At 36.6% G+C, this 16,998-nt stretch carries 12 protein-coding genes and 1 pseudogene; 9 read left to right on the top strand and 4 right to left on the bottom strand.

What is annotated here, in order from left to right:
- Positions 1-962: 962 nt before the first annotated feature.
- Complete coding sequence (locus tag MUB18_RS15785; RefSeq protein WP_248753787.1) at positions 963-3,494, top strand: tetratricopeptide repeat protein; 2,532 nt, start codon at positions 963-965, stop codon at positions 3,492-3,494.
- A gap of 289 nt (positions 3,495-3,783) precedes the next feature.
- Here the strand turns inward: MUB18_RS15785 and MUB18_RS15780 are convergent, their stop codons facing one another.
- On the bottom strand, positions 3,784-4,740 hold the full coding sequence (locus MUB18_RS15780; RefSeq protein WP_248753786.1) for an alpha/beta fold hydrolase: 957 nt from the start codon (positions 4,738-4,740) through the stop codon (positions 3,784-3,786).
- A 59-nt stretch (positions 4,741-4,799) separates the two neighbouring features.
- On the bottom strand, positions 4,800-5,543 hold the full coding sequence (locus MUB18_RS15775; RefSeq protein ID WP_248753785.1) for a class I SAM-dependent methyltransferase: 744 nt from the start codon (positions 5,541-5,543) through the stop codon (positions 4,800-4,802).
- 339 nt (positions 5,544-5,882) lie between these two features.
- Between MUB18_RS15775 and MUB18_RS15770 the strand changes: the two genes are divergently transcribed.
- A complete protein-coding gene (locus MUB18_RS15770; RefSeq protein WP_248753784.1) occupies positions 5,883-6,815 on the top strand; it encodes a hypothetical protein in 933 nt (310 codons plus the stop codon).
- Positions 6,816-7,007: 192 nt separating this feature from the next.
- Positions 7,008-7,457 carry a nuclear transport factor 2 family protein gene (locus tag MUB18_RS15765; RefSeq protein ID WP_248753783.1) on the top strand — a complete coding sequence of 150 codons (450 nt, stop codon included), beginning with the start codon at positions 7,008-7,010 and terminating at the stop codon, positions 7,455-7,457.
- Between the two features lie 102 nt (positions 7,458-7,559).
- Here MUB18_RS15765 and MUB18_RS15760 read toward each other — a convergent pair whose 3' ends face one another.
- Positions 7,560-8,534, bottom strand: coding sequence for a glycoside hydrolase family 43 protein (locus MUB18_RS15760; RefSeq protein WP_248753782.1), 975 nt, complete (start codon positions 8,532-8,534; stop codon positions 7,560-7,562).
- A 436-nt stretch (positions 8,535-8,970) separates the two neighbouring features.
- Between MUB18_RS15760 and MUB18_RS15755 the strand changes: the two genes are divergently transcribed.
- The 3 genes from MUB18_RS15755 (at position 8,971) to MUB18_RS15745 (ending at position 11,420) form a co-directional block, all read left to right on the top strand.
- Positions 8,971-10,056, top strand: coding sequence for a glycoside hydrolase family 43 protein (locus tag MUB18_RS15755; protein ID WP_045752327.1), 1,086 nt, complete (start codon positions 8,971-8,973; stop codon positions 10,054-10,056).
- Between the two features lie 451 nt (positions 10,057-10,507).
- Complete coding sequence (locus tag MUB18_RS15750) at positions 10,508-10,957, top strand: nuclear transport factor 2 family protein (protein WP_248753781.1); 450 nt, start codon at positions 10,508-10,510, stop codon at positions 10,955-10,957.
- A 151-nt stretch (positions 10,958-11,108) separates the two neighbouring features.
- On the top strand, positions 11,109-11,420 hold the full coding sequence (locus tag MUB18_RS15745) for a hypothetical protein (RefSeq protein WP_248753780.1): 312 nt from the start codon (positions 11,109-11,111) through the stop codon (positions 11,418-11,420).
- 187 nt (positions 11,421-11,607) lie between these two features.
- Here the strand turns inward: MUB18_RS15745 and MUB18_RS15740 are convergent, their stop codons facing one another.
- Positions 11,608-12,279, bottom strand: a complete 672-nt coding sequence (locus tag MUB18_RS15740; RefSeq protein ID WP_248753779.1) for a hypothetical protein — start codon at positions 12,277-12,279, stop codon at positions 11,608-11,610.
- A gap of 259 nt (positions 12,280-12,538) precedes the next feature.
- Here MUB18_RS15740 and MUB18_RS15735 point away from each other — a divergent pair, with 259 nt between their 5' ends.
- From MUB18_RS15735 to MUB18_RS15725, 3 genes and pseudogenes are all read left to right on the top strand, one after another.
- Positions 12,539-13,504: an Rpn family recombination-promoting nuclease/putative transposase gene (locus MUB18_RS15735; protein ID WP_248753778.1), complete on the top strand. Its 966-nt coding sequence runs from the start codon at positions 12,539-12,541 to the stop codon at positions 13,502-13,504.
- A gap of 773 nt (positions 13,505-14,277) precedes the next feature.
- Positions 14,278-15,567, top strand: a complete 1,290-nt coding sequence (locus MUB18_RS15730) for a M12 family metallopeptidase (protein ID WP_248753777.1) — start codon at positions 14,278-14,280, stop codon at positions 15,565-15,567.
- Between the two features lie 198 nt (positions 15,568-15,765).
- Positions 15,766-16,998, top strand: a pseudogene (locus MUB18_RS15725) (IS256 family transposase).

The raw sequence follows: 16,998 nt of genomic DNA, 5'->3' as shown, positions 1-16,998 counted from the left end.
CTATTTCCTTTATTTCAATATAAAGGTTGAATGAACGATTATTATTGCTGTCATTAAAATACCCGGTTTTTCCGGGTATTTTATTTTAGAGTTTTCATGGAAAAGCCGTACTGATTTTCGGCAACTCTTGTTTTCAGTAGTTTTCTAATTCAGCCTTGTTTAGGCTTTGGAATTTTTCAATAGACCATATATACTCAGATCGTTACGAAACCCAAAAAAAATAGAATTGGCGGAAACAGATAAAAATCTATCCATGATTTATATAGACTTCACATAAAATGATTCTCATTTAAACAAGTAGGTGATTTTTTTGATCGATATCCCTATTGTTCAATAAATAGCAGTTTCCAATTCGATATAGTAGATGAAAGCTGGATTAGGTAACACCTTGTGAACCTTTGATTATGCAATTGTAGGTAACTTGACCCTTATGATAAACTTTGATAGCATGTTGATGTTATATTGTAAGTGTATTCATTCCCTATGTATATTTTAGAATATCTGAATATATTATCTGATGAATCATCTTTATAATCCGGTGCATCTATGATTTCGATGATAAATTGTTTATACACTTTAGTCATCATTAATAGGAGATAATCATAACAAATTTTAATAATTTTAAGTTGTCAATATAACGGAAGTGTGCAAAGACAAAAAATAACAGATCGGTCCTCAACCAAGCTGTTGTCAAAAATTTTATTCATTTTGTAATTTCTATTTTTCTTCTTGGCTCTAAAATTGTTTCAATTCAATTGCTGATAGCAAGCAGAGGAATAGGAGATCTCAGAAATAAGATTGATATGACTTATAGATTGCCTCTTAAAGGCCAATCTTTTAATGACTGTTTACACAATGTTGTTAGAATTCTTTAGTTTTGACCCTACTAGCTAAAGGATGATGACAACATAGCTTCATCGGCAAAGGAACATTTAGAAAATACCCAGAAATACGGAAGAACAATGATATTGATAAAAAGAATTGACCACAACTACCTGAAATACCTATTTACTGTAGCGATTTCAACTTTGATGGTTACGGGCTATGGGCAGCAAGTAGAGAAACAGCAGATCGAAAAGCAACAACTGGACGAATATCAAATTAAAACGGTGGATTCCATTGATGTCGTACGCGACTACCGACCTGTGCTGGCCGATGCCGTAAAGGTTCGCAGGAGCCCAGATATGAGTCTTATCAATCGGGAAGCCATTGAGACAGAGCTACGCCAAATAGCCACGGCTACTTATTTTGCAAATAAGACATTCAAACAAGCTTATTACACTAAATTGCTTAAACAGCATCCAAACGCTTTAAGTAGCAATATTGAGAATTACCGTATCAGCTATCTGGCTTACCAAGAACGTGAATATACAAGAGCGGCCTCTATTTTGAAGTCACTGGATGCTTCTGATGCCTTTTATCAGGGGTCGATCATTACTCTGGGTCATATTGCCCTAGAAACCGGCGATAAGCAACAAGCACGAAATGCATTTGTCAAAGCGATGAAACTAGATTTCGACCTCCAGTTGAAAGCAGATGCGTTATTTAACTACGCCAAGGTGTTGTATGCAATGGACTCCACCCAAGCCGCTCAGAAAGTTCTCGAGAAGTATATTGTTCAAGAATATGGAGGTCGTGAACCGGGCGCTCAAACACAAGAAAGTGCGGAAATATTATCCGCTCAAATCTTGTTGGGCACGAGCAATTTCCATACCGGAGTAAGTCTGCTGGAATCTTTGAAAGATCGAGGGCGGGAAGCGGATGCTACCTATCAGAAAGCAACGTACTATCGCGGACTCGAGTTTTATAACGAGCGTGCTTTTGAAAATAGCATATCGATATTCATGAGATCGGAAAAATTCCCGATCGATGCAAAAATGGCAGCACTGGCTACGTATTGGAAAGCAGAAGCGATGTATGAAGTACGCAAATACGGAGAGGCAGTAGAAAACTTCTCCAGATTCCTACGATTGCCTGTTGCAAAAAACACCGACGTATATAACTATGCAAACTATGGGTTGGCTTATGCAGCGTTCAGAAATAACAGTTTTCATATGTCGGCCGATTATTTTGAACGCTTTTTGGCAGTCGAGGGAAGTTCGCTAGATGAAAAAATACGTCATGACGTAATCGCACGTTTGGGCGATTCCTATTTATCCATGCGAAATTACGACCGTGCCAACCAATATTATGACCAGCTTATCAACAGCAAAACTTCCAATCAGGATTATGCGTTGTTCCAACGCGGAGTTATCTTTGGATTGCAGGGAGACCATCAAACCAAGCTAAAGATTCTGCAGTCTGTTTTGAAACAATTTCCGAGTTCTAACTATGCTGATGACGCCGCCTTTGAGATTCCCTATACGTATTTCACTACGGGAGATTATGATCGCGCTATCGATGGATTGCAACGGATGATCGAAAAGTACCCGCGCAGCAGCTATGTACCCCGTGCATTGATGACCATAGGGCTCGTGCAGTATAATAAAGATGAATCCGAAGCGGCGAAAGCCACTTTCAAAAGTGTTGTGGAGAAATATTCCAAAACCAATGAGGCACAGCAAGCGATGCGTTTTATTGAAAACATCTATCTAGACCAAGGGGATGCTACAAGCTATATTCATTACGCTATCGGCACCAATGTCAGTAATTTGAGTCCTGCGGAGCAAGACAATATGGCTTTTCAAGCAGCCCAATCTCTGTTTGCCAAGCAGCAATACGCAGCTTCGGTCGAAGCCATCAATGCTTATTTTGATAAATTTCCGAAACCCAAACAAGAAAAATATGCCCGTTATATCCGCGGTGTGAGTTCATACCGCACTGGGCATCCAAAGGAAGCACTGCACGATCTGAATATCATCCTGAATGACTGGACAAGCAAGTATACTGAAAATACCTTGCTGACAGTTGCTGCGCTATACCTGGATCTAAAAGAATACAACGAGGCAATTGTGCATCTCAAAAAATTGGAGCTCAATTCAGAGTATAAAAAGAACTATGGTTATGCAATAAGTAACCTGATGATCTGTTATTTCGAACTCGGCGATATGGAGCAGATGGCCAAGTATGTGAAGTTGATCAAGGATTACGATGGCGCATCGCAGGAGGAAATTGCCAGAGCTCATTTATACAGTGGAAGGGTATTGCTACAACAAAAGAACATCGTGTCTGCCCTGAAGGAACTCAATTTGGCTGCTCTGAAGAGCCAAAAGGCGGTTGGCGCAGAAGCGCGATACCGTGTTGGGCAACTGCAGTATGATAACAAGGAATACGACAAAGCCATTGAAACAGCTTTTGAGGTGATTAACAGTAATGAAGAAAATGCATACTGGGAAGCTAAGAGTTTCCTATTGCTTGCTGATAGCTATGCGCGTAAAGGCAATGCTTTGCAAGCAAAGAGTACGTTGGAAAGTGTCATTGAAAATTATGAAGAAAAAGATGATGATATCATTCCGTCAGCAAAAGAACGTTTACAGAAATTGAACAAAAAGTAACATTGAAAATATCAAAAAACTGACATAGAACATCAAAATAAAATGTATAAAACCGCTGGGATGACCAAGCGGTTTTTTTTGTGCAATTCCAGATCATTCCTTCTGTATGAAAGGTAGTTTTCTGCTTTCGATATTCTAGTATATCTGCTTATTAGAATAAACTTTTCTTTTAGTCATGAAGCGAAGAAAAGCAAATCCTCATGAGTCATGCCGACAAGTTGTTCTAGTTGTTTTCTACTAAAATTCATAACCTACATTCTTTACCACAATAATTGCAGTTATATTCTGCTCAATTATTTTGTTTTCCTAAAAACGACTCAAGCTCTGCTACAATGCGTTTCGACTGAGTATGATGTAGATAATGAGAACCCGGCAGTAAGATGAGTTTTCCCTTATCCACGCTGTTGGCTTGCTCTTGGTGCAGTTCTGTCCAGCCTTTGACAGCTGAGTTTTTGTCCGCAAATAATAAAACAGGCAAATCCTTCGGGAAAGCTAGTTTTTGAGCATCTTTAAAACTATTACTCAATGATGTTGCTTCTCTGTCCAAAGTATTATTTCCGGTTACTTTCATCGTAATCATGTGTTTTTGTTCAAAACGGTGTGCTTCTGATTCGTCTTTAGGTTTTTCCTCTCCAAAAAACTTTAAAAATGCACGCATTACACCTGCTTTGGCTAAAAAATCCATAGGTGCCGAATTATACCCCGGCCACGGTTGTGTTGGCACACTGCTATCAATGCCTACAAAAGCGGTTGCTTCACCTGGATACTTGTTGATGTATGCTAAGCTGTAAAGCCCGGCAATGGAATGCCCCATTAATATAAAACGGTTAAGATTTAATTGCTTCACCACTTCGTGGATTTCTTCCGCCATATTATTCAAACTGCGTTCACGCTTTGTTTCACTGCTCAATCCATAACCAAAAGGTTCAATCGTGATTACGGTATATTTCTGGTCTAATTCTCTGATCAGTGGTTCAAAATCCAATCTTGGGCTTGCCGTTCCAAATCCCGTGAGTAATACGATCGTATCTGCACCCTGTCCATCTATTGTCACATTCATGGTACCGTCAAAAATTTTTATTTTTTGACCATAATCTTCAATTTTATCGGCTTCGCGACTTAAATTGATCCGATGAATTACGAATGTAGCAAGGAGTAGGATAGCGATTATCACTACAATTCCGATGATTGTTTTCAAGAATATTTTTGCTATTCTCTTTATGAGTGAAGGACGGTTTTTATCCATTTTTTTTAATTTCGGTATGTGCACTATAAAAACAGGTTAATTTCATTAAATCCTTAATATCATTTAAGACTGATTATTCTTTTACTTCCTACAAAAATCATTTCATTACTTTTGTCCGTATATGGATTTAATTGCCAGTCACCGTACAAATGTTTAACACTTAATTCTGCTTGATCAAGTAATGAATAAATTTCTTCTTTCATAGGGAAAGAAATCTGAGAAGAAGCCACCCACCTTTTATCAGTATGCAAAACCTCATAAAAGGTTTGGTATGTTATAATTTCATCTTTCGCTTCCCAATCATTCCATGCTTTTATGATTCCGTAATTAGGATGCTTAAAATATCGAATCGACTCTTTTTCTCCCCATGTAGTCCATTCTTGCACTAATGGATTTCGACTATCAAAAACGAAAGTTCCATCATCTTTTAAGTGATTTTCGATATTTTTCAAGAGTTTTAAACGATCATTTTCAGTTAACAGCGTCTGAAAGCTATGACCCGATAAAAAAATGAAATCAAACTTCTTATCAAATGAAAATGATGAAGCACTAGCATGGATCCAATTGACGTTTAATGTTTTTTCCTTTGCTCTTGTTAACATCTCTACAGATATATCCAAAGCGTATATTTCTTTACATCTATGGATAAGCTCGCTTGCTAATGTACCTGTGCCGCAGCCTATATCTAAAACGCTATCATCTATTTTTACGAAATTACTTATCACATCATAACTCTCTGACCATGGATTATCATAGTCATAGAATTGCACCAAATTTAAATCCTGGTATAATTTATCAATCATTATATTTTAATTTACAACCTAAAGTCAGATTTTTGAACCTAAAATAAGATATATTTAAGCAAATGTTGCATTGTACTAAAATTCATTAACAGTCTTATACAACGGAGTTCCTCATGTTAGTAAATTATTTATTCTTCTATTGAATTAAATATACCGTTTTGTACCGATGATTGTTTATTTTTTAATCGCTCTCCAACATGATTAGAAGCACAACAAGCTTCGCGCTCACTATCCTTTAAATTTCCCATTTTCTCACAGATTTTATCTACTAAAAATATTAGCATTTCTCTTCTTTATTTTGTATCTTTACTATAGTAACCTTATTATAAGCAATTTATTATGAGTACATCTTCCAATCGCGTTGATGATCTGCTCTGGAAGTCTATTATAGAGCAGACTTTTGCACATTTTTTAGCGTTTTTCTTTGCCGATGCAGCAGATATATTCGATTTGAGTAAACCCTTTGATTATTTAGACAAAGAGTTTGAGTCCTTATTTCCTCCAGAGCCCAACGGCAAGGGAGTACGTTTTGTAGATAAGTTGGTCAAAGTCTATTTGAAAGACGGTGGTGAGCAGTTTGTGCTGTGCCATATTGAGGTACAGTCCAGTAGAGGCAAGGGAGATCTTGCAGAGCGCATGTTTCGATATTACTATAAAATATCCGATAAGTATCAGGTTCCAATCTCTGCCATTGCCATTCTTGCCGACGATAACCAAAGTTACCATCCATCTATTTATGTTAAAGAGTTCATGGGCACCATTCTCCATTACCGTTTTAATAGTTACAAGGTGTTGCATCAAGATGAGGTAGCGTTACGTTCAAATAGTAATCCCTTTTCAGTCGTAGTTTTAACTACATTACTGGCTATCAAGAATAAAAATATCAGTGACGAAAAACTGAAGGATATCAAGCATGATCTGTATGATGAGATGATGAGTCGCAAAATGGATAAGAGTACGCGTCAGGGTCTCTATAATTTTTTAACGTATTACGTACGCTTTGAAAATCAGGGTAGTTTAGCTATATTTGAGTCAGAAATTGAAAACAAATTAGGAAGGAGTAATATAATGGGCACTCAAGAATATTTATTGGATAAAGCAGAGAAGCAAGGTATTGCTAAAGGCATTGAGAAAGGGCGTTTAGAAGAGCGTGCTAAGCTTAAGGCAGAAAAGCTTGCTATTGCATTAGAATTTAAGAAAATGGGTTTACCTGTAGCAGATATTGCTAAGGGTACCGGTCTTGCCATCGAGGAAATCGAAAAACTGAAGTAGAACATATTTTCAAAATATACAGAACCGCTTGGATGACCAAGCGGTTTTTTTTGTGACCTTCACCTACCTATTTCCACCATTCACCGAGTTTTTAGTTGGTTTAATCTAACTGCCATAGGGTAGGGACGATTTACACCCTACTTTTGAATCAACAACTAAAATAAAAAATTAACAATATAACATAAAGACAATATGAAAACTTTAGCAAAAACATTCGCAGCAGCAGCCTTGATCGCAGTATCTACTTTCACTATGGCAGCAGCAAAACCAGCAGGAGACAACTCTAAAAAAGCAACTGTCAACCTATCCACATCGGATCTAGCCATTGATCATTACGTAGCCGTTATGACCGAAGGACAGTCAGCAGGAGTAGAGCAATTGTTTACATCCGACTTCAGTCAAAAAGTACGTGCATCAAATGATCAAACCAACAGCCGTTCAGAAGTTATTTCCTTTTTGAAAAAACAAAAAGGCGAGCAGTTAAATTGTAAGACAAGCACCACAATCGTTGAGCAGTCAAGTGATTATATGCTTGCAAAAGTGACCCAACAATTTGAAGGATTTACCAAGACCGACTTAGTCACCTTGGTCAATGATGGCGGCAACTGGAAAGTATCCCAATCCATCAACTCGTATAAGTAATTTACTGTTTAATCATATGTTTAGTAAAAGCCATGTCGCAAGATGTGGCTTTGCTTTTTAGTATCCTCAGCTGTGTTGCCCGATCAATACGATTTAACATCTTTATTTAACAATTAGCGGTCTAATAGGTTCTCCAACAATGCTGATTACGCCATTAGGTGAAATTGCTAAATCATTAATATAAGATGTCCGTGGAGCGACACTAGTTGAGCTTGCATGAGCATGGTATATATATTTATATCCGCCATCAGCACTTATAAATGGAGCTCCATGACCTGTGCCGAGCAATCCCGATGCTGAGGGATGGTCTCTCCTTAGGATGGGGTTGCCACTATATTTCTTCCAAGGACCTTTGGGTGAACTGGCTGTTGCATAGCCTACGGCGTAATCCTGGCTTTCAAAATGATTGGCAGAGTAAATTAAATAGTACGTATTGCCTCGTTTTAAGATCGACGGCCCTTCGACGACTGTAGCTTGCTTCTTCTCCCATGGTTCACTTGCGCTCATGCATTTTGTGAGCGTTTCTGCTTTTATACTTTGTAAATCATTGTTCATCTCAGCCATCCAAATGACATTTCCATCCGTAAATCGGACATAAAATAAATATGGAGTTCCGTCATCATCGATAAAAAGAGAACTGTCAATTCCTTTTTCTTTGGCAATAATAGGTTTTTTTTCTTCTTGAATAAAAGGCCCTTCCGGGCTTGAGGAAGAAGCCACACAAATATGTTCATCAACGGAATAGAACATGTAAAACTTTTTCTTAGCGGTTACGTAATATACCTCTGGTGCCCAGAACCATCGTGTTCCCCAAGAGTCTTGAGGGGAAAGTGCTAAATTTTCATTACGCTTCCAATGCTTGAGATCCTCGGAAATATAAACTTCAAAACCATCTATGCGGGTGCCATATGCATAGTATTTGCCATTATGGAATAATACGTAAGGGTCTGCAATAGGTAGCTCGTTTTCGATAATTTTAATAGACTTATCATCATTGGCATTACAATATAACGATAGTATAAAAAATAAACATATAATCGATATTAAACGATAAGGAATGCTTGTCATAATTTTCATTTTTTTTGAATTCAAATCTTGTGAAGAATTGGCCATAAATTCAAATACCGATGAATCTGTTGATCATTTTGCTCACACATGATACAAATTGGAATGATTTTGAATAAAATGGGCAATATGATGTAAAGTTTAATTTACATTTTTACGTGATATAGATTTGTAATTGGGCTTCAATACAATTATAAACAAAAAAAATAAAATTGATAAATAAAAAGATAAATTACAGAACCTGAGATGAATAGTCTATCGGTAGATATGAATAGCCAAATTGTGAACAGATGTGAAATTAAAACAGCGCTTTAAGTTTTTAGTTTATTCTATTGGATTATGGTTGATTAGGGAGATAGTAAAGGGAATCGATTGATGCCTATCTTACGATCGGACGATCTGGTATATTGGGCGGAGGTGGGCACTGTATTAAAAAAATAATTGAAATATGATTACTAAAAATGTATGTTTATTCTTATTGATGGGTTGCTGGCAGTTGTTTTTCTCCACCTCACAAGCCCAATCAAATAATCCACTCGATGTTGCTTTTGGTGACCCATTTGTACTCTATGATCAAGAAACAGATGCCTATTATATGTATGGTACTGGTGGAGTAGAGCATGGTTTTGTAGCCTATTCTTCTAAGGATCTAAAACAATGGGAGCATAGGGGGACCGTGTATACCGCTCAGCAAGATAAAAGCTGGGGGACGAAAGATTTTTGGGCTCCAGAAGTATATAAGCGTGGAGGAAAGTACTATATGTTTTACAGTGCACATTGGAAAGAAAATCCGAATGATGAATTAGAAAATTATCGTATTGGTATCGCAACCTCAACCCATCCTACAGGCCCATTTATTGATTTGACAGGTCGTCCCTTATTTGACCCCGGATATCCCATTATTGACGGTAATGTGTACTTTGCTGAAGATGGACGTTTGTATCTTTACTATTCCAGATGCTGTTATAAAAATCCAGTTCAATCGGAGATTGCAGCTTGGGCAAAGCAACAGGGGATGTATGATGAAATAGAAGAAAGCTGGATATATGGAGTAGAGCTAGCTTCAGATTTTTCGCATGTAATTGGAGAGCCAACATTATTGTTACGTCCTCCTGTCTCCATGGATGATAAACAATCTGAATGGGAAAGCAGGTCTGTGACTTCAGGTGAAGTGAATAGAAGATGGACAGAAGGATCCTATCTCTTTAAGCATAACAATCTCTATTACATGATGTACTCCGCAAATCATTTCGGAGGAGAGAATTATGCTGTTGGCTATGCAACAGCATCAAATCCACTTGGCCCATTCGAAAAGTCTGCAACAAACCCTATATTACAAAAAAACATATCCCATGGAGGTATTGTTTCAGGGACGGGTCACAACAGTCTTTTGAGAGATAAAGAAGGCAAAGTATGGTGTGTATATCATGCCCGCACGACTAAAACAGGCAGTCAGCGCTTAGTATTCTTAGATGAACTGAAAATTTTACCTAACGGTCAACTTATAGTGGACGGTCCAACTGTCAAACCTTAATAAAGCTGATGTTTTCAGTTTATTGTATTGCGACTTTGATGAGATAGGAAATACCATATAATAAATTAAAATTCAAAAAGTTGATTATTGATTATATTTCAATAATATTATACATAATAACCCAGATTCAATATAGAGAATACCACCGTTTACTTAAATAGTGGCATTCTCTATGTTATTATGCGCCATATACCTTTTTTGTTGCTGCTTGTTTTCTATCTTGAAATCGTTCCTCCGCAAGATTAAATCCATAACACACATACCAACTTTGATCTGCAAATTTCGTACTGCTTTAAAGAACTTATCTTCACCTCCCTATTTCCACCATTCACCGAGTTTTTAATTGGTCTCGTCTAATTGCCATAGTGTAGGGACGATTTACACCCTACTTTTGAATTAACAATTACAAACATGTATAAACAAAAAACTAACAATATAATATAAAGACATTATGAAAACTTTAGCAAAAACATTCGCAGCAGCAGCCTTGATCGCAGTATCAACATGCACTATGGCAGCAGCAAAACCAACAGTAGACAACTCTAAAAAAGCAACTGTCAACCTATCCACAGCAGATCTAGCCATTGATCATTATGTTGCTGTGATGACCGAAGGACAGTCAGCAGGAGTAGAGCAATTGTTTACATCAGATTTTAATCAGAAAGTACATGCTTCAACAAATAGGATCAATAGTCGTTCCGAAGTAATCTCATTCTTGAAAAAGCAAAAAGGCCAGCAGTTGAACTGTAAAACAAGTGCTACAATCGTTGAGCAGTCAAGTGATTATATGCTAGCCAAAGTAACCATGCAGTTTGACGGATTTACCAAAATTGATCTCGTGACTTTAGTCAATGACGGTGGCAGCTGGAAGGTATCCCAATCCATCAATTCGTATAAGTAAGTTAAGTTTAATTCATATGTTTAGTAAAAGCCACATCGTGAGATGAGGCTTTGCTTTTTAGTATCCTCAGACGCGCTGGACAACAGTACTCGACTACCATATGGATCATATTTAGGATTTTATAAATTTGGTTTCAATAATCTTTCCTCATATGTATTGTAAGAAATTCATTTTTGCACAAGTCTTAACAGCTATTCTAACAGCAATCTTTGTCTCGTGCAATACTAAGAACCGTGGCGAATGGCAATTATCAGATATGCGTAAAGACACGCTGTTTATTGCAGAAACTGATGGACATACAGATGACTCAATAAAAGTACATGGAATCTCAATCGCTGGCGGAGATATTAAAAAGGAACTGAAAGTTGATTGGTATAATCCAAAAGTTGCAGTTCGGTTTCAGGCTTATCTAGCAAAAAAGGGAAGTCTAAAGATTAAATACTCTGTGCCTACAAACTACTAGTTCACAATAACTAGTAGTTATGTGCTGTTTTTATTGCTATTCATCACTTGGTTGGGCATATTGTCATATGGATATTCATAACCACAATCGTCTTCCCATTCTTTTTTAACCATGTCGCCATAATTGAAAAACTGAACTTGAATGTAGCACTAAAACCACCATTTTGCTAAAATGTTAGCGTTATGTTTTATTCAATTCTATCTGTGTTGTATTTCTGTTTAAAATCTCTTATAGATTTCTTCTTATCTTCATTGTTAAAGTTAAGATTATCTTTATTGAAAAATCTATGTTTCAATTCGTTAAGTTCTCTAGTTTTTTCATACTCAAATTCTTTGTCGTAGATTTTGTCTGAACCAAAGTAAATTCTGTCTTCATGAAAATAAAAAATTCCCCAATTTAGTGTTTCGTCAAATATGATTAAGTCATCAGCAAAAAAAATTCCTTCCCAATATTTAATTACCATCTTCCAAGTCAGTGTTACAGATTGTCCACTTCTATCACTGTAAATAAATACAAACTTGTTGAACGGAATAGGTTTCGAATAAAGCCATTTTTTTATTTCGTGTTCACAGTCTTCTGTTACTTCAAATTCTTCAATTGTTTCAAAGTATTTTTCATTAAATGGTTTCCATAATGGGCCTGTAATCATTTTCGAGCTGTTGATATAGTTTTCTACAAACTCGCTTGCTTCGTTATTCAGAAAGAAGATTTGGTCTTTATGTTCCTGCGGTATTTTACTTGCCTCTTCTGTTGACCACAAAAAACTCCAAGCCTCTGGGAATTCAGTTGAATAAGTTTTTATGTTTTCAAAATTTATCATTCTTGTTTGGCTGTGGCATTTTCTAAAATTACCGCTCATATTTTGTTTACGAAACTAATATAATAAAAGATTAGTCAATCCATCAACTCCTATAAGTAAGTTTAGTAAATTTCATATGTTTAGTAAAAGCCAGGTCGAGAGATGTGGCTTTTCTTTCTTTTCTAATGTATCTCTAAAGATTGCTCTAAATTGTGCTAGCCGACAACAAACGACAACAAACGTTTAATAACCGACTAATATTTTTAGTTTTTATCATATTTGATTTATGTAATTAATTATTTAAGTAAATCCTAGAATTATGTTAGCGCATTCACAACCCGTCTTTATTGATCCAACCACCGATGAAGGATTCAAGCGGTTATTCGGAGACAAGATCAACCTGATCAACTTTCTAAACATCATCTTTCGTGGTCGTAAGACCATCACAGATCTTACTTATCGGGATACCGAGCGTATCGGAGCGACCGAAGAGATTGGTAAAGTTATCTTTGATTTGGTTGTCCAAATTAGTACAGGAGAAGAGATCATCATCGAGATGCAGACGAGTACACAGACCAACCTGAAGCAACGCATGCTGTACTATGCCAGCAAGGTCATTTCAGACACAGCACCCAAAGGAAACCGCAAAGCCTGGGCGTATGCCATTCCAGAGGTTTACACCATTGTCTTGATGGATGGCTTTCATATGCCAGGGGGTGATCGGAGTACATATTTTCATGATACCTGCCTGTGTCATAGAGATTCAGGACAAATTTTTTACGAGGGTTTGGGCTTTATCTATTTAGAAATTATTAACTTTGTTAAAAGCGAAGCAGAGGTTGAAGATGAACTCGACAAAGTATTCTTTATGCTCAAGAATATGTCAACGTTAAAGACCTTGCCACGAATTATGAATTCGGCCGTATTTCAGCGGTTCTTTCAGTTGGCCAGCTACGCAAAATTGACAAAGGAGGAACGAACTATGTATGATATTAGTTTAAAACGTAAGTGGGATGCTGAAGCAGTGCGGATGTATCAACAAGAGCAACAGAAACGGCTGGAAGGACTAGAAAAGCAATTGAAAGAAGCTATAAGAGAAGCTAAGAAAGCAGAAAAAGAAGCTAAAGCAAAAGGAAAAGCAGAAGGTCTTGCAGAAGGTCTTGCTGAAGGAGAGCATAAAAAATCCATTGAAACAGCTTTGAGGTTTAAAGAGATGGGTTTACCTGTAGAGCAAATCGCTAAGGGTACCGGACTTTCAATAGAAGAGATCGAAAAACTGAAGTAGAACAGGATTCTAAAATATACAGAACCGTTTGGGATGACCAAGCGGTTTTTTTTGCCCATGTTACTTACAAGTGAGCGACACTCAAATAACCATTTTTTTAAAGAGTCTTATTTAGTGGTGGGAAAGTTTTATTAAATATGTTGGTCATAATTTTTAAAACACAGCTTAAAAAAGTAATTAAATATTGTGTTGGGATCATCCTGAATTATCATATCCTCGATCTGAAAAATAATCCGATCCGATTGCACATTCTATTACTGGTGCACGAATCCTTTGGTGTATTAATTTATCTATCCGATTGTTAATCGGTTGATCAAATAATTTTGAATACCAGGAGGAACATTATTGGAGTAAAAATCAATCATTACTTCTCCATAACCATATTGTAGTCATAATCTTTAATTCAATTTTGTAGGAGCAGTGTATAATCTGGCACAGGATCACATCTGTGATCTTATCCACGACAATTACATAAATATGTTCATCATAAAGCAGGATCAACGGTTGACATTCCTATTGTCAGGTCATCAGTTGGACTGAATAACTACTCTATTGGGGCAGTATGTTAAGTGGAGTGATCAATATCACCAATATAACCTATTAAGGCTTACATAAATCTTTTATTAGATCCGAAATATATTTCGATCTACAGAGCATTAGCTTCATCATTAATTGTTCAGGGAAGATTACCGTACTTAAAATATACTAGATAATTCTTTTGTCAAAAAAAAATATTAAATTTATATAAAATATTAACCATAATAAATAAATACATGAAAAAATTATTAATTATTTCAAGCTTTCTTTTGCTTGGGCTTACTTCTTGTAATAAAGAAGAAAAATCAATTAAGCAAGATTCACTTCCAATAAATAAATCTGATTCAGCAATTTATCACACTTTTAGCGTTGATGGGAAACCATTTTTAGTAAAGCAGATAGGTGATAATTATTATATTTCCGATGATGTAATGATTAGCAAACGCCAATTAAATGTAATTAAAAATATAAAATCATCAAATGGTGGAAAAATTTCCTCCATCAGGAAAGGAACACATAGTGATTTTATTTATAAATGGACTAATGGTATCTTATACTATAAAATAGAATCATCAAGAAGATCCCAAATTTTACAAGCGTTTAGTATGATTGAAGCAAAATCAAATATTAAATTTATTGAGAGAACAAATCAACAAGAGTACGTTACATTTATTGATGATTCAAGTGAGGGTACCTCATATAGTTCACACATTGGAATGGAAACCGGTGCAAATAAGATTGTTGCACTTTATCCAACTCAAGGACTTGGAACAATAGTACATGAAACTTTACATGCTTTAGGATATTTTCATGAACATACTAGACCAGATAGAGATGCATATGTTGCAGTTAATACTAGTGGTTTAGGTCAAAATGCTGCTTTTCAATATCAAAAACAACCTTATTCAACGTCATATGGTAATTTAGATTTCAATTCTATAATGATGTATCCAAGTTCAAGTGTAATGGTAAAAGTTGGTGGAGGAACTTGGGCTGCTCAAAGAGATTCACTAAGTACTGGTGATATTGAAGGACTAAATATGTTTTATGGTTCAAAAATCATAGGCTCAAATAATACTTGTTCTAATGAAATCTATACAATTCTACACCCAAATACTGTTACACTTGAAAATGCAATTGGAGTTGCTACATTGACCTCTCTTGGTAATAATAAATGGAAAGTTGAAAGAATAGGTAACAATTCAGGATTAGTGACATTGAAATCAATAAATGCAGATAACGTAATTTCAACCTCTACAATCAATATCGGTGGAGATTTTACTTTTACTGGTAGACCTATTGTAAATCCAGGCCAGATCTATACTTACACGGTTGATCCATCGGTAAATAATGTTACTTTTTCAGTCGGTGGAGCAACCATTCTATCACAAACATCAAATACAGTTAGAATTAGAGTTTTAAATACTGCATCAAATGGAGCATTACCATATGTTCAAATTTCAGCAACAGGCACCAGTACCTGTGGTGTTATTACAAAAACTATTATACCAGATGTGGTCATATAGATGTAGTCATGCATTAAAATAAAATTAGAGACTGTAACGTGAACTGTGTCAACGGAATAATTCAATAAGGTTTTTTATATTTAATTATTCAAACGACATGGTCATGAAAGAAAAGACCCCATTTGATTTTTCGTTCGTGTTTGTTTTTAAAGGAACTCAAGAGGGCGTCGCCGTTTTGAACGCTTCAAAGGGGAAGCTATGCAAGGTCTTTATAACGGAAAGAGTTTATCTCCCAATGATGGCGTTCTAGCGCCCTTAATGAAGCACTTACTGGAGTCGATGATGGATAGCGAGCTGGAAAGTCACCTTCAGGAAGATAAAGCTTCCGGGAACTCCAAGCGTCGGAATGGCAAGACCAAAAAGACTGTTCGAGGTCTTAATACAGGTACTTTTGAACTGGAGTCTGGACGGGATAGATCTGGTACATTTGAGCCCAAGGTAGTTCCCAAACGTCAGCTTATTATAACAGAACAGCTGGAAGGTCATGTGCTGAGCATGTATGCCAAAGGTATGAGCACACGTGCAATAAGTGATTTTATCCGTGAGATGTATGCTATGGAGATTTCTGCAACTGAAATATCCCGTATTACAGAAAGCGTCATACCTGCTGTTAACGAGTGGCGAAGTCGTCCGCTAGAAGCCGTCTATTCCTTTGTTTTCCTAGACTGCATGCATTATAAAGTCCGTCAGAACGGTACGGTTGAGTCCCGGGCCATTTATAATATCCTGGGCATAGGAATGGATGGTCGCAAGAACTGATAGGGTTATATAGTTCGGAAAACGAAGGAGCAAAATTCTGGTTATCCGTACTCACCGATCTAAAGCAACGCGGTGTAGAGGACATCCTGATAGCCTGTATTGATGGACTGAAGGGCTTTCCTGAAGCTATAGAAGCTATTTTTCCAAAAACAAAAGTTCAGTTATGCATTGTCCACCAGATCAGATCAAGTATGCGCTACGTTACAGAAAAGGATACAAAGCAGTTATTGAAGACCTAAAGCCGGTTTATAAAGCTGTCAATGAAGAAATGGGCTATGAAAATCTACTGGTCTTAGAAAAGAATTGGGGCAAAAAATATCCAATAGCTGCTAAGTCATGGCTGGAAAACTGGACCAATCTCTCTACTTTTTCGAGTATGATGAACAGGTACGTAAGACTATTTATACTACTAATCCTATTGAAGGAATGCACCGTCAGATCCGTAAAATTACAAAACCGAGCACAGCGAGCTCATGAATACCTATAAAAATAAAAACGAATGAATAAACCAAAGGTGCATTCAATTCTGAGCAGGCTCTTATGAAGCTGATGTTTCTGATAATAAAGGACATCTCTAAAAAGTGGACAATGCCAGTGCATAACTGGGGCTTGACCATATCCCAACTTTACATTAAATTTGGGGATAGGCTCAAACTTGATAGAGGCTTTTAG

It is taken from the genome of Sphingobacterium sp. PCS056 (assembly GCF_023273895.1).
Taxonomy (GTDB): domain Bacteria; phylum Bacteroidota; class Bacteroidia; order Sphingobacteriales; family Sphingobacteriaceae; genus Sphingobacterium.
This window is presented reverse-complemented; position numbering and strand designations above follow the sequence as displayed.

Coding starts and splice junctions, on each gene's coding strand:
- MUB18_RS15785 (WP_248753787.1), top strand. CDS start 963: ATGATATTGATAAAAAGAATTGACCACAACTACCTGAAATACCTATTT.
- MUB18_RS15780 (WP_248753786.1), bottom strand. CDS start 4,740: ATGGATAAAAACCGTCCTTCACTCATAAAGAGAATAGCAAAAATATTC.
- MUB18_RS15775 (WP_248753785.1), bottom strand. CDS start 5,543: ATGATTGATAAATTATACCAGGATTTAAATTTGGTGCAATTCTATGAC.
- MUB18_RS15770 (WP_248753784.1), top strand. CDS start 5,883: ATGAGTACATCTTCCAATCGCGTTGATGATCTGCTCTGGAAGTCTATT.
- MUB18_RS15765 (WP_248753783.1), top strand. CDS start 7,008: ATGAAAACTTTAGCAAAAACATTCGCAGCAGCAGCCTTGATCGCAGTA.
- MUB18_RS15760 (WP_248753782.1), bottom strand. CDS start 8,534: ATGAAAATTATGACAAGCATTCCTTATCGTTTAATATCGATTATATGT.
- MUB18_RS15755 (WP_045752327.1), top strand. CDS start 8,971: ATGATTACTAAAAATGTATGTTTATTCTTATTGATGGGTTGCTGGCAG.
- MUB18_RS15750 (WP_248753781.1), top strand. CDS start 10,508: ATGAAAACTTTAGCAAAAACATTCGCAGCAGCAGCCTTGATCGCAGTA.
- MUB18_RS15745 (WP_248753780.1), top strand. CDS start 11,109: ATGTATTGTAAGAAATTCATTTTTGCACAAGTCTTAACAGCTATTCTA.
- MUB18_RS15740 (WP_248753779.1), bottom strand. CDS start 12,279: ATGAGCGGTAATTTTAGAAAATGCCACAGCCAAACAAGAATGATAAAT.
- MUB18_RS15735 (WP_248753778.1), top strand. CDS start 12,539: ATGTTAGCGCATTCACAACCCGTCTTTATTGATCCAACCACCGATGAA.
- MUB18_RS15730 (WP_248753777.1), top strand. CDS start 14,278: ATGAAAAAATTATTAATTATTTCAAGCTTTCTTTTGCTTGGGCTTACT.